Below are 17,466 nucleotides of genomic sequence, written 5' to 3' on the forward strand. Positions count from 1 at the left end.
GACACGGGCCACAGTAGGCGGGAAGATCCCCGTCAGAGAGGTGAGCCCGCCCGCATTCCGGCACCGACCGGGCCACCGTCCGCCGACCGCCGACCGCACGACGACGATGTCGATGCGGCACCCCCGCCGCCATCTCGTCGTCGCACCCGTAGGAGCAGTGAAGCCCAGCCATGTTCTCGCGCATCGCCATCGTCAACCGCGGCGAACCTGCCATGCGGTTGATCAACGCCGTCCGTGAGTGGAACGCCCAGAACGGGCCCGACCACCGCCTGCGCACGATCGCGCTGCACACCGCCGTCGACCGGCGGTCGATGTACGTCCGCGAGGCCGACGAGGCCGTCCTGATCGGGCCGGACGACCCGGACCACATGGGCGCCAGCCCCTACCTCGACCACGCCGAGCTGGAGCGCGCGCTGCGCGCCACCCGCGCCGACGCGGTCTGGCCGGGCTGGGGCTTCGTCTCGGAGAAGGCCGACTTCGTCGAGCTGTGCGAGCGGCTGGGGATCACCTTCGTCGGCCCGTCGGCCGAGGTGATGCGCCGGCTCGGGGACAAGATCGCCTCCAAGCAGCTGGCCGAGTCGGTCGGCGTGCCGATGGCGCCGTGGTCGGGCGGCCCGGTCGCGGACCTGGACGAGGCGCGCAAGGCGGGCGAGTCCATCGGCTACCCGCTGATGGTCAAGGCGACCGCCGGCGGCGGCGGGCGCGGCATCCGGTTCGTCGCCGGTCCCGAGCAGCTGGACGAGGCGTTCGAGCGGGCCGCGTCGGAGGCGTCGCGGACCGCCGGTGACGCGACCGTCTTCCTGGAGCGGGCGGTGTCGGGCGGGCGGCACGTCGAGGTGCAGGTGGTCGCCGACGCCACCGGCGACGTCTGGACCCTCGGCGTGCGCGACTGCTCGGTGCAGCGCCGCAACCAGAAGGTGATCGAGGAGTCGGCCTCCACCGCGCTGGACGCCGAGCAGGAGGCGCAGCTGCGCGCCGCGGCCGCCGACCTGGCCCGCGCCGCGGGCTACGTCAACGCGGGCACCGTCGAGTTCCTGTACCAGCCCGAGGAGAAGCTGCTCTCCTTCCTCGAGGTCAACACCCGGCTGCAGGTCGAGCACCCGGTCACCGAGGCGTGCACCGGCATCGACATCGTGAAGCTCCAGCTGCACGTCGCCGCGGGCGGCACGCTCGCCGAGGTCGCACGCCAGGTCCCGGTGGCCCGGGGCTGGGCGATCGAGGCCCGGCTGACCGCCGAGGACCCGGAGCGCGAGTTCGCGCCCGCGCCGGGACGCATCGAGCACCTCGCGCTGCCGTCCGGCCCGGGCATCCGGGTCGACACCGGCGTCGCCGCGGGCGACGTCATCCCGCCGCAGTTCGACTCCATGATCGCCAAGGTGATCGCCTGGGGCCGCGACCGCGACGAGGCCCGCGCCCGGCTCTCCCGTGCGCTGCGCCAGACCTCCGCGGTGATCGACGGCGGCTCCACGAACAAGGCGTTCCTGCTGGACCTGCTCGACCGCGACGAGTTCCGCTCGGGCGAGCTGCAGACCACCTGGCTCGACGGGATGATGGCCGACGGCTACGCCCCGCCGCGCCGCCTGGACGTCGCGCTGCTCGCCACCGCCGTGCAGAGCCACGACGGCCACGTCGCCCGCCAGCAGGACCGGCTGTTCCGCTCCGCCGAGGCCGGCCGGCCCGAGGTGGGCTACGAGACCTGGCACCAGACCGACGTCACCGTCGCCGGGCAGTCCTACAAGCTCACGGTCGCCCGCACCCGCGCCGGCCGCTACACCGTCGAGCTGGACGGGGTGTCGGTCGACGTCGACGTCGAGCGCAACGGCGCCTACGAGCGCCGGCTCACCGTCGGCGACCTGTCCTGGACCGTGCTGTCGGTCGCGCAGGAGGCGGACTACCTCGTCGAGGTCGACGGCGCCGTGCACCGCATCTCCGGCGGCGAGGCGGGCATCGTCCGCGCCCCCGCCCCGGCGATGGTCGTCGCGCTGCCCGTCACCGCGGGCCAGACCGTCGCCGAGGGCGACACCCTCGCCATCGTCGAGTCGATGAAGCTGGAGACCTCGCTGCGGGCGCCGTTCGCCGGCATCGTCGCCGAGATCCTCGTCCCGGCCAACACCCAGGTCGACGGCGGCACGAAGCTCGTGCGGCTGGAACCGTCGGCCGACGCGGACGCAGCAGGCCCCAGCGGGGAGCGCGCCGACCTGTCCGCGTTCGCCGCGTCCGGCGCCGACACCGACGCCGCCGCGACCGCGGCCGACGCCCTGTCCGCGCTGCGCTTCCAGGTGCTGGGCTTCGACGTCGACGAGCGCCAGGCCCGCCCGCAGCTGCGCCGCCTCGCCGGCGCCCGCGAGCAGCTGGCCGCCGACGACCCGGCCGTGCTGGCCGGGGAGACCGCCGTCCTGCAGATCTTCGCCGACCTGTGCCAGCTCTCGCGCAACCGGTCCGAGACCGACGACGAGACCGGCGAGACCGAGCGCAACCCGCAGGAGTACCTCTACGCCTACCTGCGCTCCCGCGACGCCGACGACGAGGGCCTGCCCGAGTCGTTCCGGGCCAAGCTGCGCCGGGCGCTGGCCCACTACGGCGTCACCGAGATCGACGGCGGGGCCGGCCGCGCCGACGACCTGGGACCCGCGCTGTACCGGATGTTCCTGGCCCACCGGCGCGCGCCGCAGCAGGTGCCGGTCGTGCTGGACCTGCTGAACTGGCGGCTGCGCCACCCGGAGTCGGTCGCGAACCTGTCCCCCGCGGCGCGCGAGGACTACCTGCGCACCCTCGACGAGGTCGTCGTCGCCACCCAGCTGCGGCACCCCGTCGTCGGGGACACCGCGCGGCTGGCCCGCTACCGGGCGTTCGACGCCCCGGTCGTCGCCGCCGAGCGGGACCGGGCGCTGGCCGAGGTCCGGGAGAGCCTGGACGTGCTCGCCGCGGACCCGGAGACCGCGGACCGGGCCCGCCGGATCGACATCCTCGTCGGGTCCTCGGAGCCGATCCTGGGCGTGTTCGGGGAGCGGCACGACGCCGTGCTGCTCGAGGTCATGACCCGGCGCTACTACCGGGTGCGGGTGCTGCGCGACCTGGAGCTCGTCGAGCACGCGGGCAAGCCGCTGCTGACCGCCCGCTACCAGCACCTGGGCCGGGACCGCACGGTCTTCGCCTCGGTGATCGACAACAACGACCCGGCCGCCGCGCAGGCCGTGTCCGACGAGCTGCGCCGCCGCGTCGGCGAACTCGACGGGGACCGCACCGCACTCGTCGACCTCTACGTCACCTCGACCAAGGCCGACGACGGCGGTGACCCCGACGCCCGCGCCGAGCGCGTCCGCGCCGCGCTGGGGAAGGTGCCCGCGCACCTGCACCGGGTCGCCGTCGCCGTCCGCCCGAACCCGCGTGCCGCGGGTGCGGCGAGCGACGAGGCCGAGCCGCCGACCTGGTTCACCTTCCGGCCCGACGAGACCGGCGAGCTGGTCGAGGACCGCACGCTGCGGGGCATGCACCCGCTGGTCGCGGACCGGCTGCGGCTGTGGCGCTTCCGCAACTTCGAGCTGCACCGCCTGCCCGCCGCCACCGACGTGCACCTGTTCCGGGCCACCGGCCGCGAGGTCACCGCCGACGACCGGCTGGTCGCGATGGCCGACGTCCGCGAGCTGACCGTGCTGCGCGACGAGGAGACCGGGAAGGTCCGCTCGCTGCCGCAGTTCGAGCGCGCCCTCGACGCCTGCATCAACTCGCTGCGTGCCGCCCGCGCCGGGGACCGCACCCTGGCCCGGATGTCGTGGAACCGGATCGCGCTCTACGTGTGGCCGGAGGTCGACGTCCCGCTCGCCGAGCTGGACTCGGTGGTCCGCCGGCTCGCGCCGCGCACGGCCAACCTCGGTCTGGAGCAGGTTCTCGTCGAGTTCCGCACCGCCGATCCGCAGGTCACCGGCGGCCAGGGCGGTCCGCGCTCGATGCTGCTGCGCATGTCGCGCCCGCCCGGCGCTGGGCTCACGGTCAAGCTCGACCAGCCCCCGACCGAGCCGATGCGCGAGCTCGACGCCTACGACCAGAAGGTGCTCAAGGCCCGTCGCCGCGGCGCCGTCTACCCGTACGAGATCGTCCCGCTGCTCACCGCCCCGGTCGACGCCGGCCCGGGCACCTGGCAGGAGTACGACCTCGTCGACCCGGCCGACCCGGCGCTGCCGGTGCCGGTCGACCGCGCGCCCGGCGGCAACAGCGCCAACCTGGTGCTCGGCGTCGTCTCGGTGCCGACCCGGCGCTACCCGGACGGGATGAAGCGGGTCGTGCTGCTCGGCGACCCGACCCGGGCGCTCGGCGCGATCGCCGAGCCGGAGTGCCGCCGCGTGATGGCCGCGATCCACCTGGCCCGCGAGCTGGACGTGCCGATCGAGTGGTTCGCCGTCTCGGCCGGCGCGAAGATCGCGATGGACTCCGGCACGGAGAACATGGACTGGATCTCCCGGGTGCTGCGCGGGATCATCGAGTTCACCCAGGACGGCGGGGAGCTCAACGTCGTCGTCACCGGCATCAACGTCGGCGCCCAGCCCTACTGGAACGCCGAGGCGACGATGCTCATGCACACCAAGGGCATCCTGGTGATGACGCCGGACTCGGCCATGGTGCTGACCGGCAAGCACTCGCTGGACTTCTCCGGCGGTGTCTCGGCCGAGGACAACTTCGGCATCGGCGGCTACGACCGGATCATGGGCCCGAACGGGCAGGCGCAGTACTGGGCGCCGGACCTGGGCGGCGCCGTGGGCGTGCTGCTGGCGCACTACGCCCACACCTGGACCCAGCCGGGTGAGCGGTTCCCGCGGCCCGCGCCGACCACCGACCCGGTCTCCCGCGACGTCACCACGGCGCCGCACTCCGGGCCGAACTGCGACTTCACCACGCTCGGCGAGATCTGGGCGCCGGAGACCAACCGGGAGCGGAAGAAGCCGTTCGACATCCGCTCGGTGCTGCGCGGCGTCGCCGACGCCGACCACCCGACGTCGGAGCGGTGGGCCGACATGCACGACGCCGACTCGGTCGTCGCGCTCGACGCCCACCTCGGCGGCCAGCCGGTCGCGATGATCGGCATCGAGTCGCGGCCGCTGCCGCGGCGCGGGCCGCGCCCGGTCGACGGGCCGTCGCAGTTCACCGCCGGGACCCTGTTCCCGCGCTCGTCGCGCAAGTGCGCGCGGGCCATCAACGCCGCGTCGGGCAACCGGCCGCTGGTCGTGCTGGCGAACCTGTCCGGGTTCGACGGCTCGCCGGAGTCGCTGCGCGGCCTGCAGCTGGAGAACGGCGCCGAGATCGGCCGGGCCATCGTCAACTTCGACGGCCCGATCGTGTTCTGCGTGGTCTCCCGCTACCACGGCGGCGCGTTCGTCGTGTTCTCCGGGACACTGAACGACAACATGGAGGTCGCCGCGATCACCGGCTCCTACGCCTCCGTGCTCGGCGGGGCGCCCGCCGCGGCCGTCGTGTTCGCCGGCGAGGTCAACGACCGCACCGCCAAGGACGAGCGGGTCACCGGCCTGGAGACCCGGATCAAGCAGGCCGTCACCGACGGCGACGAGGCGACGGCGGCACGGCTGCGCGGCGACCTCGCCACCCTCCGCCCCGACGTCCGCTCCGAGAAGCTCGGCCAGGTCGCGGACGAGTTCGACACCAAGCACTCCATCGAGCGGGCGCAGTCCGTCGGCTCGGTGCACCGGATCGTCTCCGCCGACCAGCTCCGGCCGTACCTGGCCGACGCGGTGCAGCGGGGAATGAAGCGCACTCTCGACACCCTTGGAGGACATGCATGACCGCGATCACCGACACCCACCCGGAGCAGCGCGTCGCCATCGTGACCGGCGGTGCGCGCGGGATCGGCGCCGCGATCACCACCACCCTGGCCCGCGCCGGGGTGCACGTGGCCGCCGGCTACTCGTCGAACTCCCGGGCCGCCGACGAGCTGAAGGGCAAGCTGGAGGCCGAGGGCGCGTCGGTCTCGGTGCACCAGGGCAACGTCGGCTCGCCCGAGGACTGCCAGCGGGTCGTCAACGAGGTCCTGGAGCAGCGGGGCCGCGTCGACTACCTGATCAACAACGCCGGCATCACCGTCGACAAGACCGTCCGCAAGCTGACCGTCGACGACTGGCACGCCGTGCTGCGGATCAACCTGTCCGGCGCGTTCTACATGGCCAAGGCCGTGCTGGAGCACATGACCGACAACGAGTTCGGCCGGATCGTGAACATCTCCTCGGTGATCGGCCAGACCGGCGCGATGGGACAGGCCAACTACGCCTCGTCGAAGGCCGGCCTGATCGGCTTCTCGAAGTCGCTGGCGCAGGAGGTCGCCCGCAAGGGCGTCACCGTCAACTGTGTCGCCCCCGGCTTCATCGAGACCGAGATGGTCGCCGCGGTGCCGGAGAAGGTGCTCGAGAAGATCGTCTCGAAGATCCCGGTCGGCCGCCTCGGCCAGGCCGACGAGATCGCCCGCGCCGTGCAGTTCCTCGTCGACGACCGCGCCGGCTACGTGACCGGTTCGGTGATCAGCGTGAACGGCGGGCTGGACATGGCGTCCTGACCGTCGTTCTCTCCGGCCGAGGGCCTCGCACGGTGTCGTGCGGGGCCCTCGTGCCTTCCGCGGGTGCGCTCAGCCGCGGCTGCAGAGCCCCTTGGCCGCCAGCACCCGCGCGACGGCGGTGTCGTTGGCCTGCACCGTGATCCGTCCGTCGGTCAGCGCCTTCTCCGCCGCGTCGAGCAGCGGGGCGACCGGGGTGACGTTGGAGAACAGGGCCATGTCCGCGCCGGCGGCCAGGGCCCGGGTGGTGGCCTCGGCGAGCCCGAAGCGGTCGGTGATCGCCTTCATCGCTCCGAGGTCGTCGGTCATGGCGAGGCCGTCGAACCGGTAGTCCTCGCGCAGCAGCCGGTAGGCGGCCGGGGCGATGCTGGTGGGCACGTCGGTGGTCAGACCCGGGACGTCGAGGTGGCCGAGCATGACCCCGACCCGCCCGTCGAGCGGCTTCCCCGGTCCGACGAGGTCGGCGTAGGGCCGGAGGTCATCGGCACGCAACCGGTCCAGCGGCGGTGTGCTCACCGAACCCTTGTGCGAGTCGCCGGAGCTGTGCCCGTGGCCGGGGAAGTGCTTGAGGACGCCGAACACCCCGCCGGCCTGCTGCCCCTCGGCCCAGGCCGCGGCGTAGCGGGTGACGGTGGCCGGGTCGTCGGAGAACGAGCGGTCCCCGACGACGGCGGCGCGCGGCTGGTCGGAGACGTCCACCGACGGCGCGAGGTTCCAGGTCACGCCGCGGGCCCTCAGCTGCCCGGCGCGCTCACGGGCGATCCCGGCGACCTGCTCGGGGCTGTCGGACGCGGCCATCTGCCGGGCGCTGGGGACGTCGCCGTCGAGCTCGTCGATGCGCTGGACCCGGCCGCCCTCCTCGTCGACGGCGACGGCGAGCGGCGTGCGGGACGCCTTCTGCAGCGCCGCGAGCCGGTCGTCCTGCAGCAGCGCGGTCGCGTTGCCGCCGAGGAACACCCCGCCGACCTGCGAGTCCCGCACGATCGCGGTGGCGCCGGCCGGGTCGGCGGCGTCCACCCCGACCATGAGGCGCTGGGCGAGCCGGTCGCGCGGGGACAGCGCCGCCACCATCGGGGCGCAGGTGTCCGGGTCCGGCGCCGGCTGTGCCGCCGGCGCCGCCTGCGGCTGTGCGCCCGGCGGGGCGGCGTCGGTGCTGTTCGCGGTGAGCCGGGGCCCGGCGACGGCGACGAGCCCCGCCGTCAGCGCGCCCACGACGGCGGCGGTGAGCAGTCCGGTGCCGCGACGGCGTCGCTGCCGGATCACGGGGTGGGGTCGTCCAGGCGCTCGCATCGCGACCATCGTGACAGGCCCTCCCCGGCCCGGCGCCCCCGCCGCGCCGCGGTCACCGGCTCCCCCGGCTCGACCCGCTCCTCCGGATGCGGGGCTCAGCCGATCGCGGGGACCCGCTCGGACTCCGGCGGCGGGCCGGGCGGGGTGCCGTCGCCGAACGGGCGTCCGCCCAGCTCCGCGCGGCCGTGCGCGGTCGTCCAGCCCGCGGTGTCGGGCCCCTTCGGGACGATCCCGGTCGGGTTCACCGACACGTGCACGCCGTAGTAGTGCTGCTTGACCTGATCGAAGTCGATGGTGTCGCCGAAGCCGGGGGTCTGGAACAGGTCCCGGGCGTAGGCCCACAGCACGGGCAGCTCCGTGAGCTTGTGCCGGTTGGCCTTGAAGTGGCCGTGGTAGGCGGCGTCGAAGCGGACCAGGGTCACCCACAGCCGGATGTCGGCCTGGGTGATCGAGTCACCGACCAGGTAGCGGCGCGTCGACAGGTGCTCGGACAGCTCGTCCATCCGGGACCACAGGGCGTCGTAGGCGCGGTCGTAGGCGCGCTGGGACGAGGCGAACCCGCACTTGTAGACGCCGTTGTTGACGTCGTGGAAGATCCCCTCCCCGATCTCGTCGATCGCCTCCGGGTCGGTCCACAGGTCCGGGGCGCCGTCGCGGTGGAGCCCCCGCCACTGGGTGGACAGGTCGCGCTCCAGCAGCGCGTACTCGTTGGTGACGACCTTGCCCGAGGCGACCTCGACCATCGCGGGCACGGTGACGCCCTCGTCGTAGCCGGGGACGGCCTTCTCGTAGGCCTCGCGCAGGTACTCGATGCCGAGCACGGGGTCGACGTTCCCCGGGGCGAGGTGGAAGCGCCAGCTGCGCTCGTCGTGCAGCGGGCCCGCGATGCCCATCGAGATCGCGTCCTCCAGCCCGAGCAGCCGCCGGGTGATGATCACCCGGTTCGCCCAGGGGCAGGCGCGTGCGCCGACGAGGCGGTAGCGGCCCGCCTCGACCGGCCACGGCGACGACCCGTCGGCCGTGATCCGCTCGGCCACCCCGAGCGCCTCCCGTACGAACTCACCGCTGTCCTGGTCGGTCCCCATGCCCGCCAACGCTAGCCCTGTGGTCGGATGGGCGCATGGGCGTCGACGGTGACCTCGCACGCGGTCTGTCCGAGCTGGTCGCGCCGGGTTCCCGGGTGGCGCTGGCCGACAGCTGCGGGCTCCCCTACGCGCTCGCCCGCCCGCTCTCGGCGGTCGCGGCCCGGGCCGGGGGTGTGCGGCTCGTGCTGGGCTGGGTGCCCGGCCCGGCCCCGGACCTCGAGCCGGACGCGTTCGCCGACATCCGCACCGTCGTCGGGGGGCCGGGAGCGCGGGCGCTGATCGAGTCCGGGCGCGCGCACCGGGTCCCGGCCCGGCTCTCGGCGACGCCCGCGCTGCTGGCCGGCCCGCTGCGCCCGGACCTGCTGCTGGCGACCGTCGTCCGCGACGACCGCGGTGACCTGCGGTTCGGCGCGGAGGCCTCCTGGATGCGCGGCCTGTACGACGCCGGGGTCCCGGTCGCGGCGGTCGTGTCCCGCTCCGCGCCGCACGCCGACGCCGGTCCCCCGCTGGCCGGAGTGGCGGTGCTCGGTGAGGTCGACGGACCGGACGGGGCCCCGCACACCGTCGCCACCCCCGCGCCGCGCGACGCCGACCGGGCGGTGGCCGCCGCGGTCGCGGGCCTCGTCCCGGCGGGGGCGCGGATCCAGTTCGGCCCCGGGCGGCTGGCCGCGGCACTCGTCGAGGCCCTGGACGTGCCGGTCGCGGTGGACTCCGGGCTGCTCGCCGACGCGGTCGTCGACCTGGACGAGCGCGGGCTGCTGCGCGGGACACCGTCGTCGACGGCGCTCTACGGCAGCCCCCGGCTCTACGACTGGGCCGACCGGCTGGGCCGGGCCGGCTGCGGCACGGTCCGGCCGGTCGAGCACACCCACGACGTGTCCCGGCTCAGCACGGACCCGGGGCCGCTGGTCGCGCTGAACACCGCGCTGGAGATCGACCGGGACGGCCAGGTCAACGTGGAGGGAGTCGCCGGCTCGGCGACCGGGATGATCGGCGGGCACCCGGACTTCGCCGCCGCCGCGGCCCGCGGGCCGGGGCTGTCGGTGATCGCGCTGGCCTGCGCGCATCGGGGCCGCCCGACCCTGGTGGAGCGGCTGGGCGGACCGGTGACGACGCCGTCGTACGACGTCGACGTGGTCGTCACCGAACGGGGTACGGCGGACCTGCGGGGGCTCGGCCGCGGGGAGCGGCGACGCGCGCTGAGCGCCCTGTGGGACGGCGCCGTTACGCCGGACGGATGAACTCCGATCCACGGTGTGACCGGAACCACAGATCACCCGGGGTGAACGGATCGCCGACGTCCCGGCCGCGGGCCGCCGCCGGCCGGACGGCCGCGCCGCGACGTCCACTCCGGACCCACGACGTGTGACGACCACATGACGTCACTGGTGGGCCCGCGCGCCGCCGGTCACCGCCCGGGCCCGCTCGCCGCCGCCCGGAAAATCCCCGGATGACCGGCTGAGTTGCGCATAACACAACTCCGGCGGCCGTTCCAGGCTCACCCTGGGTGAGCGGACAGGGGCCGCGGGGGCACCTACGGTCAGGACCGTCCCGCACCCGAGCGCCGAGGAGGCGCGCCCCATGACGGCAGACCACCGCAGCGGGCTCCGGGGGCCCGCCAGCACCGTGCAGGAGTTCGGCGACGCGCCCACCGAGGTCCGCGAGTCCACCCACTACAAGCACGAGTACGTGCAGACGTTCGTCGACAAGTGGGACGAGCTGATCGACTGGCGGGCCCGCTACGCCAGCGAGGGGCGGTTCTTCGTCGACCAGCTCCGCACGCGCGGCGTCACCAGCGTGCTCGACGTGGCGACCGGCACCGGCTTCCACTCCGTCCGGCTGCTGGAGGAGGGCTTCGAGACCGTCGTGTCCGCCGACGGCAGCGCCGAGATGCTGGCGAAGGCCTTCGACAACGGGATGAAGTTCGGCGGGCACGTGCTGCGCGTCGTGCAGGCCGACTGGCGGTGGCTCAACCGGGACGTGCACGGCGAGTACGACGCGATCATCTGTCTCGGGAACTCGTTCACCCACCTGTTCTCCGAGCGGGACCGCCGCAAGGCGCTCGCCGAGTTCTACGCGATGCTCTCCCACGACGGCGTGCTGATCCTGGACCAGCGCAACTACGACGCGATCCTGGACAACGGCTTCACCTCGACGCACCGGTACTACTACTGCGGCGACGACGTCGTCGCCGAGCCGGAGTACGTCGACGACGGTCTCGCCCGGTTCCGCTACCGGTTCCCCGACGGGTCCCAGTACCACCTGAACATGTTCCCCCTGCGCAAGGACTACACCCGCCGCCTCATGCACGAGGTCGGGTTCCAGCGGGTCGACACCTACGGCGACTTCCAGTCGACCTACGCCGACGACGAGCCCGACTTCTTCGTGCACATCGCCGAGAAGGCATACCTCGACCAGGAGGACGCCGAGTGACACGGACGACCCAGGACACCGCCGAGCACACCGCCCGGTCCTACTACGACTCCGACGACGCCGACACCTTCTACTCCCGGGTCTGGGGCGGCGAGGACATCCACGTCGGCGTCTACGACGCACCGGACGAGCTGATCTCGGTCGCCAGCGCCCGCACCGTGACCCGGATGGCCGAGGTCGCCGGGGTCGGCCCCGGCACCCGGGTGCTCGACCTCGGGGCGGGCTACGGCGGCGCGGCCCGCCGGCTGGCGGCCGCACACGGGGCCACGGTGCACTGCCTCAACCTCTCCCCGGTGGAGAACGCCCGCAACGAGCGGATGACCCGGGAGCAGGGCCTGGCCGGTCGGGTCGAGGTGACCACCGGCAGCTACGAGGACGTGCCGGTCGAGGACGCCTCGGTCGACCTGGTGTGGTCGCAGGACGCGTTCCTGCACTCCGGCTCCCGCGACACCGTGCTGGACGAGGTCGCCCGGGTGCTCCGCCCCGGCGGGCAGGTGGTGTTCACCGACCCGATGGCCGTCGACGGGCTCGACCAGTCCTCGATCCAGCCGATCCTCGACCGCATCGCACTGTCCACGATGGCCACGCCCGGCTTCTACACCGACGGCCTGGAGCGGCGGGGCTTCACCGGGGTCCGGTTCCTCGACCACGCCGAGCACCTCGCGACCCACTACCGCCGGGTGCGCGAGGAGCTGGTGGCGCACGAGGAGGAGCTGTCGTCGTCGATCTCGGGGCCCTACCTGACGGCGATGAAGGCGGGCCTGCAGCACTGGGTGGACGGTGGCCGCGCCGGCAAGCTCACCTGGGGGATCGTGCACGCGGTCCGGGCCTGAGGACGGGCTCCGGCCCGGACCCCGCACGGGGCACGGGCCGGGCGCGCTCAGCCGTCGTCGTCGGCGTCGTTGCCGCCGTCGTCGCCGTCCTGCCGGCCGTCCTGGTCGTCGTCGCCGTCGCGGTCGTCGTCGTCCGTGCCCTGCTGCTGTTGCTGCTGCTGGGGGGCCGGCGCGGGGGTCGCGGACCCGCCGCCGCAGGACGCGGCGGTCGTGAGGACGAGCGCGAGCGCCGCGAGGGTGCCGAGCAGCGCCCGGAGAGGGGTGGTTCGTCGCATACGCACGAGTCTTCCGGATCGCCCGGTCAGCCGCAGAGGAAGGCGCGCACCGCCGCGGTGGTGGCGGCGGGCTGCTCGTCGACGAGGAAGTGCCCGGCCCCGGTGACCGCCTCCCCGGTGACCAGCCCGGGATCGGCGGCCGCGCGGCGCCAGACCTCCAGCGGGCTCTCGCCGTTGGCGCCGACGACGCCGCGCTCGCCCCACAGCACCAGGGTGGGCGCGGCGATCCGCTCGCCCGCCGCGTCGGAGGCGGCGTCGTGCTCCAGGTCGATCGAGGCGCCGGCGCGGTAGTCCTCCAGCATCGCGTGCCGGGCCGCCGGGTCGGCGAACGCGCGCTCGTAGCTGGCCAGTGCCTCGGGCGGGTGCGCGTCCAGTCCGGAGCCCCAGCCGCCGAGCAGCGAGTGCAGGTAGCCGATCGGGTCCCCGGCGATGAGTCGCTCGGGCAGGTCGGCGGGCTGGATGAACAGGAACCAGTGGTAGTACGCCGTCGCCAGCGCCCGGTCGGTGTGCGCGTAGACGTAGGCGGTGGGGAGGATGTCGAGCAGCGCGGCCCGCGCGACGCGCTCGGGGTGGTCGAGCAGCATCCGGTGGGTGACACGAGCGCCGCGGTCGTGACCGACCACGGCGAAGCTGTCGAACCCGAGCCGCGCCATGACGTCGACCTGGTCGGCGGCCATCGCCCGGAACGAGTAGCCGGCATGGTTCTCGCCGTCGGAGGGGCGGCCGGACTCGCCGTAGCCGCGCAGGTCGGTGGCGACGACGGTGTGGTCGCGCGCCAGGTCCGCCGCGAGCGGCCCCCACATGGCGTGGGTCTGCGGGAAGCCGTGCAGCAGCAGGACGGGCGGGCCCTCGCCGCCGCGCACCCCGTGGACGACGACCCGCTCCTCGGGCGGGCCGACGGTCAGGTCGAAGGCGTCGAAGTCGACTGTTCCGGGCACGGGTGCCGTCCTCCCTGGTCGGGTCGCGCACCGGCGGCCGGCCGCGCCACATCGAACACCCAGAACCGCAGCACCGCGAACCGCAGCAGCCCGCCGGCGAGGCTGGCGACCGCGACGACCGCGGCCTCCTCCCCCGGCGTGGTGGCCCCGGCCAGCTGGTGCAGCGCGAGCAGCACCGCGGAGGTGTAGGTCGCGTAGAACGCGACGGTGCCCGCGTCCTGCACCCACTCGCGCAGCCGGTGCGCGGGGGCGCCGTCGAAGGCGAAACGGCGGCTGGCCTCGGTGCTGATCGCGGTGGTGAGGACCAGCGCGACCAGGTTCGCCGGGACGGCCGGGAGCACCGGGCGGAACAGCAGGAACAGGGCGGCGTTCAGCGCCGTCGCCCCACCGCCGACGGCGGCGTAGCGGGCGAGCTGCACGGCCAGCGGGTACCGCCGCGACAACGCGACGACGGTACCGGTGACGCGCCCGCGGACCCGGGCCGCGGAGGTCGCCGGGTCCCCGAACGGCACGTGTGCCGCCGACTGTGCTGCGTCCACCGGTCCTCCCGCCCCTGCTGGGTAGATCTTCGCAGGAGTACCCCCGACGGATCACCGGGAATCAACCGGACGCGTCACACCTCCACGGTGTGATGCCCCGGGCGGGTGCGCGCGCGGCCGGGCACCGTCACAGAGCGAGGAACACCGTCTCCCCCTCGCCGCGCAGGCGGATGTCGAACCGGTACCGGCCCGGCCCCTCCGCGACGGCGACGAGCGTGTGCCGGCGCGTCTCCGGGACCGCGGCGAGCAGCGGGTCGGTGGCGTGGGCCTCGGCGTGCTCGGGGAAGTAGATGCGGGTGACGACGCGGTCGAGCAGGCCGCGGGCGAACACCGAGACGTTCACGTGCGGAGCCTCGACGGAGCGCGCATCGGAACCGGGGGACGCCCCGTCGGGCAGCGCACCCGGTAGCACGGTGCGGATCCGCCACCGGCCCTCGTCGTCGGTGGGGCAGCGGCCGAAGCCGCGGAAGCCCTCCACCGTGGACGTCGCCGCGCCGCGCGGGTCGTCGGGGTGGTCGAAGCGGCCGTCCGGGTCGGCCTGCCAGGTCTCGACCAGCGCGTCGGGCACGAGCGCGCCGGTGCCGTCGACCACGGTCCCGCTGATCAGGACGGCGCCCGGGGTGCCGTCGGGCACGACGTCCGGGCCGTCCGGCCAGGGCAGGCCCAGCGACAGGTAGGGGCCGACGGTCTGGGTGGGGGTCAGCGGCAGGCTCATGCGTGGGGCTCCTCGAACGCGGTGGCGCCGCGGCCGCGCAGCACGATGTCGAAGCGGAAGGCCAGCGCCCACTCGGGGCGGGTCGCGTCGAGGTCGAAGGTGGACACCAGCCGCCCGCGGGCCGCCTCGGGCGTCGCGTTGTAGATGGGGTCCTGGCCGAACAGCGGGTCGTCCGGGAAGTACATCTGGGTGACCAGCCGCTGGGTGAACGCGCGGCCGAACAGCGAGAAGTGGATGTGGGCGGGGCGCCAGGCGTTGTGGTGGTTGCCCCAGGGGTAGGCGCCGGGCTTGATCGTGGTGAAGGAGTAGGCGCCCCGGGCGTCGGTGAGGACGCGGCCGCCGCCGGTGAAGTTCGGGTCGAGCGGGGCGGGCCGGTCGTCCCGGCGGTGGGCGTAGCGGCCGGCGGCGTTGGCCTGCCAGACCTCGACGAGGGTGTCCGGCACGGGGCGGCCGTCGGAGTCCAGGACGCGGCCGGAGACGACGATGCGCTGGCCGATCGCCTCGCCGCCGGCGCCGACCGTGAGGTCGTCGTCGCCGGGGCGGACCGGGCCGGTGAGCAGCGGGCCGGTGATCTCGGTGAGCCGGTGCGGCAGGATCACCGGCTGCTCGGACGGCGCCCGCAGCGCGGTGCTGCGGTAGTCCGGGGAGAGCAGCGGTGCGTGGGTCCCGGCCGGGACGGGGGCGTAGCCCTGCATCGGCGGTCCTTCCTCGTGGTGGGTGGGGGCTAGACGGCGCCGTGCGGGAGGCCGACGTAGTTCTCGGCGAGGCTCGTCGCGGCGGCGCGGGAGGTGACGGTGTAGCGCAGCTGGGAGCGCTGCAGGCCGACCCCGAACGCGTCGCCGCCCTCGGTGGCGGGGTCGAAGCGGTGCAGCATCGAGGTCATGGACCAGGAGAAGTGCTCGGCGCGCCAGACCCGGCGCAGGCAGGTGTCGGAGTAGGTGTCCAGGCCCCCGGTGTCGCCGTCGCGCAGGGCGCGGACGACGGCGTCGGCGAGCACCCGGACGTCGGCGATGGCGAGGTTCATGCCCTTCGCGCCGGTGGGCGGGACGATGTGCGCGGCGTCGCCGGCGAGGAACAGCCGCCCGCGGCGCATCGGGGCGGCGACCATGCTGCGCATCGGGGTGACCGAGGGCTTCTCCAGGAACTCGCCCTCGTTGGTCGTGAAGCCGTCGCAGGCCAGGCGGGTGTGCAGGGCGTCCCAGATGCGGGCGTCGGACCAGTCGGCCGACCTGGTGTCATTCGGGACCTGGACGTAGAGCCGGGTCACCTCGGGGCTGCGCATCGAGTAGAGCGCGAAGCCGTCGTCGTGGTGGGCGTAGACGAGCTCGTCGGTGGTGGGCGCGGCCTTCGCGAGCACCCCGAGCCAGGAGAACGGGTGGACCCGCTCGGCGACGTCCGGCGCCACCAGCGGGCGGGAGACGCCGTGGAAGCCGTCGCAGCCGGCGACGACGTCGCAGCGCAGCACGTGCCCGGTGCCGTCGGCGTCGGCGTAGGTGACCGACGGGGTGTCGGTGTCGACGTCGTGCAGCGCGACGCCGGAGACGCCGAACTCGACCGGCAGACCCGCGTCGTCGACGCGGTCGGCGAGCAGGTCCTTCACGACCTCCTGCTGGCCGTAGACGGTGATCCCGGTGCCGACGAGGTCGGCGAAGTCGATCCTGTGGTCGGCGGCGGGGGCGCCGGGGGCCTCGGCGAAGCGCAGCGAGATCCCGGTGTGCGGCATGCCCTCGCGGTCCAGCCGTCCGGCGACGCCCATCCCGCGCAGCAGCTCGACCGTGGGCGCCTCCAGCACCCCGGCGCGGACCCGGGCCTCGACGTAGGCGCGGTCGCGCGACTCCAGGACCACCGAGTCGATCCCGGACAGCGCGAGCAGCTTCGCCAGAACGAGCCCGGCCGGGCCCGCTCCGACGATGCCGACCTGGGTCCGGGACTCGCGTCGCTGCGTCATGGGGGTCACCTTCCCGCCCCGGCACCGGAGCATTCGACCTCGCTTCCGCTCTGCGGAAGAATGCCCGGTCATGACGACGCGTCCGGTCCGCTCGGGGGTCACCGCGCGGGTGCTGGACGTGCTGGGCGCGTTCAGCGCGCAGGCCCCGGTGCTCGGGCTGACCGACATCGCCCGGCGCACCGGGCTCCCGCTGACGACGGTGCACCGGATCGCCGGCGAGCTCGCCGCGGGCGGGGCGCTGGACCGCGGCGACGACGGCCGCTACCGGATCGGGCTGCGGCTCTGGGAGATCGCGCACCTGGCCCCGGCCAGCCGCGGGCTGCGGGAGTCGGCGATGCCGTTCCTGGAGGACCTGCACGAGGTCACCCGGCACAACGTGCAGCTCGCCGTGCTCGACCCGGACGACGCCGGCGAGGTCGTCTACGTCGAGCGCCTGTCCAGCCGTGACGCCGTCTCGATCGTCACCCGGACCGGGTCACGGCTGCCGTCGACGGCGACCGGGGTCGGGCTCGTGCTGCTCGCGCACGCCGACCCGGCCGCGGTCGAGGCCGTGCTGGCCCGTCCGATCCGCCGGTTCACCCCGTGGACGGTGTGCCACGCCGACGGCGTCCGGGCGCTGCTCGCCCAGGCCCGGACCAGCGGCGTCGTGGTGTCCGACCGGCAGATCGAGGAGGTGTCGATGTCGGTGGCCGCCCCGGTGCGCAGCGGCGACGGGCCGGTCGTCGCCGGGCTGTCGATCGTCGTGCCGGCCGCGACGAACCCGCACACCCTGGTGCCCGCGGTGCGCGCCGCGGCGCGCGGCATCAGCCGGGCGCTCGCCGCATCGTGATCGTTCCGATGCCGTGGCCGGTACGCCC

The 17,466-nt window shown here is 74.4% G+C and carries 14 protein-coding genes; 6 read left to right on the forward strand and 8 right to left on the reverse strand.

What is annotated here, in order from left to right; all coding sequences use genetic code 11:
• Window positions 1-170 precede the first annotated feature (170 nt).
• A complete protein-coding gene (locus WHI96_RS16555) occupies window positions 171-5,792 on the forward strand; it encodes an ATP-binding protein (protein WP_345646132.1) in 5,622 nt (1,873 codons plus the stop codon).
• Entirely contained in the window at window positions 5,789-6,556 is a 768-nt protein-coding gene (locus WHI96_RS16560) for a beta-ketoacyl-ACP reductase (RefSeq protein WP_345646129.1), read from the forward strand. Before WHI96_RS16555 ends, WHI96_RS16560 begins: the two co-directional genes overlap by 4 nt.
• A gap of 69 nt (window positions 6,557-6,625) precedes the next feature.
• Here the strand turns inward: WHI96_RS16560 and WHI96_RS16565 are convergent, their stop codons facing one another.
• Both WHI96_RS16565 and WHI96_RS16570 read right to left on the reverse strand, forming a co-directional pair.
• Window positions 6,626-7,813, reverse strand: a complete 1,188-nt coding sequence (locus WHI96_RS16565; protein ID WP_425571613.1) for a glycoside hydrolase family 3 N-terminal domain-containing protein — start codon at window positions 7,811-7,813, stop codon at window positions 6,626-6,628.
• 125 nt (window positions 7,814-7,938) lie between these two features.
• Entirely contained in the window at window positions 7,939-8,928 is a 990-nt protein-coding gene (locus tag WHI96_RS16570) for a glutathione S-transferase family protein (protein WP_345646124.1), read from the reverse strand.
• Window positions 8,929-8,963: 35 nt separating this feature from the next.
• On the opposite strand from WHI96_RS16570, the gene WHI96_RS16575 reads away from it, so the two are divergent.
• The 3 genes from WHI96_RS16575 (at window position 8,964) to WHI96_RS16585 (ending at window position 12,194) form a co-directional block, all read left to right on the forward strand.
• Window positions 8,964-10,169: an acetyl-CoA hydrolase/transferase C-terminal domain-containing protein gene (locus tag WHI96_RS16575; protein WP_345646121.1), complete on the forward strand. Its 1,206-nt coding sequence runs from the start codon at window positions 8,964-8,966 to the stop codon at window positions 10,167-10,169.
• A 340-nt stretch (window positions 10,170-10,509) separates the two neighbouring features.
• On the forward strand, window positions 10,510-11,361 hold the full coding sequence (locus WHI96_RS16580) for a glycine/sarcosine N-methyltransferase (protein WP_345646119.1): 852 nt from the start codon (window positions 10,510-10,512) through the stop codon (window positions 11,359-11,361).
• Window positions 11,358-12,194, forward strand: a complete 837-nt coding sequence (locus tag WHI96_RS16585) for a methyltransferase domain-containing protein (RefSeq protein ID WP_345646116.1) — start codon at window positions 11,358-11,360, stop codon at window positions 12,192-12,194. Before WHI96_RS16580 ends, WHI96_RS16585 begins: the two co-directional genes overlap by 4 nt.
• Before the next feature lie 47 nt (window positions 12,195-12,241).
• On the opposite strand, the gene WHI96_RS16590 is transcribed toward WHI96_RS16585, so the two are convergent.
• The 6 genes from WHI96_RS16590 to WHI96_RS16615 all read right to left on the reverse strand — a co-directional run bounded on the left by WHI96_RS16590 (window position 12,242) and on the right by WHI96_RS16615 (window position 16,609).
• Entirely contained in the window at window positions 12,242-12,469 is a 228-nt protein-coding gene (locus WHI96_RS16590) for a hypothetical protein (RefSeq protein WP_345646113.1), read from the reverse strand.
• Window positions 12,470-12,495: 26 nt separating this feature from the next.
• Window positions 12,496-13,407 carry an alpha/beta fold hydrolase gene (locus tag WHI96_RS16595; protein WP_345646110.1) on the reverse strand — a complete coding sequence of 304 codons (912 nt, stop codon included), beginning with the start codon at window positions 13,405-13,407 and terminating at the stop codon, window positions 12,496-12,498.
• Entirely contained in the window at window positions 13,371-13,946 is a 576-nt protein-coding gene (locus WHI96_RS16600; protein ID WP_345646107.1) for a GtrA family protein, read from the reverse strand. Before WHI96_RS16600 ends, WHI96_RS16595 begins: the two co-directional genes overlap by 37 nt.
• 127 nt (window positions 13,947-14,073) lie before the next feature.
• Window positions 14,074-14,661 carry a protocatechuate 3,4-dioxygenase subunit alpha gene (gene pcaG / locus WHI96_RS16605; RefSeq protein ID WP_345646105.1) on the reverse strand — a complete coding sequence of 196 codons (588 nt, stop codon included), beginning with the start codon at window positions 14,659-14,661 and terminating at the stop codon, window positions 14,074-14,076.
• Complete coding sequence (pcaH, locus tag WHI96_RS16610; RefSeq protein ID WP_345646102.1) at window positions 14,658-15,356, reverse strand: protocatechuate 3,4-dioxygenase subunit beta; 699 nt, start codon at window positions 15,354-15,356, stop codon at window positions 14,658-14,660. The genes pcaG and pcaH overlap by 4 nt, the downstream gene beginning before the upstream one ends.
• Before the next feature lie 29 nt (window positions 15,357-15,385).
• Window positions 15,386-16,609, reverse strand: a complete 1,224-nt coding sequence (locus tag WHI96_RS16615) for a 4-hydroxybenzoate 3-monooxygenase (RefSeq protein WP_345646099.1) — start codon at window positions 16,607-16,609, stop codon at window positions 15,386-15,388.
• Window positions 16,610-16,679: 70 nt separating this feature from the next.
• On the opposite strand from WHI96_RS16615, the gene WHI96_RS16620 reads away from it, so the two are divergent.
• Window positions 16,680-17,438 (forward strand): IclR family transcriptional regulator, encoded by a 759-nt coding sequence (locus WHI96_RS16620; protein WP_345646096.1) that lies wholly within the window; start codon window positions 16,680-16,682, stop codon window positions 17,436-17,438.
• Window positions 17,439-17,466 lie beyond the last annotated feature (28 nt).

It is taken from the genome of Pseudonocardia tropica (assembly GCF_040105315.1).
Taxonomy (GTDB): Bacteria; Actinomycetota; Actinomycetes; order Mycobacteriales; family Pseudonocardiaceae; genus Pseudonocardia; species Pseudonocardia alni.

Coding starts and splice junctions, on each gene's coding strand:
- pcaH (WP_345646102.1), bottom strand. CDS start 15,356: ATGCAGGGCTACGCCCCCGTCCCGGCCGGGACCCACGCACCGCTGCTC.
- WHI96_RS16560 (WP_345646129.1), top strand. CDS start 5,789: ATGACCGCGATCACCGACACCCACCCGGAGCAGCGCGTCGCCATCGTG.
- WHI96_RS16555 (WP_345646132.1), top strand. CDS start 171: ATGTTCTCGCGCATCGCCATCGTCAACCGCGGCGAACCTGCCATGCGG.
- WHI96_RS16575 (WP_345646121.1), top strand. CDS start 8,964: ATGGGCGTCGACGGTGACCTCGCACGCGGTCTGTCCGAGCTGGTCGCG.
- WHI96_RS16580 (WP_345646119.1), top strand. CDS start 10,510: ATGACGGCAGACCACCGCAGCGGGCTCCGGGGGCCCGCCAGCACCGTG.
- WHI96_RS16620 (WP_345646096.1), top strand. CDS start 16,680: ATGACGACGCGTCCGGTCCGCTCGGGGGTCACCGCGCGGGTGCTGGAC.
- WHI96_RS16615 (WP_345646099.1), bottom strand. CDS start 16,609: ATGACGCAGCGACGCGAGTCCCGGACCCAGGTCGGCATCGTCGGAGCG.
- WHI96_RS16570 (WP_345646124.1), bottom strand. CDS start 8,928: ATGGGGACCGACCAGGACAGCGGTGAGTTCGTACGGGAGGCGCTCGGG.
- pcaG (WP_345646105.1), bottom strand. CDS start 14,661: ATGAGCCTGCCGCTGACCCCCACCCAGACCGTCGGCCCCTACCTGTCG.
- WHI96_RS16590 (WP_345646113.1), bottom strand. CDS start 12,469: ATGCGACGAACCACCCCTCTCCGGGCGCTGCTCGGCACCCTCGCGGCG.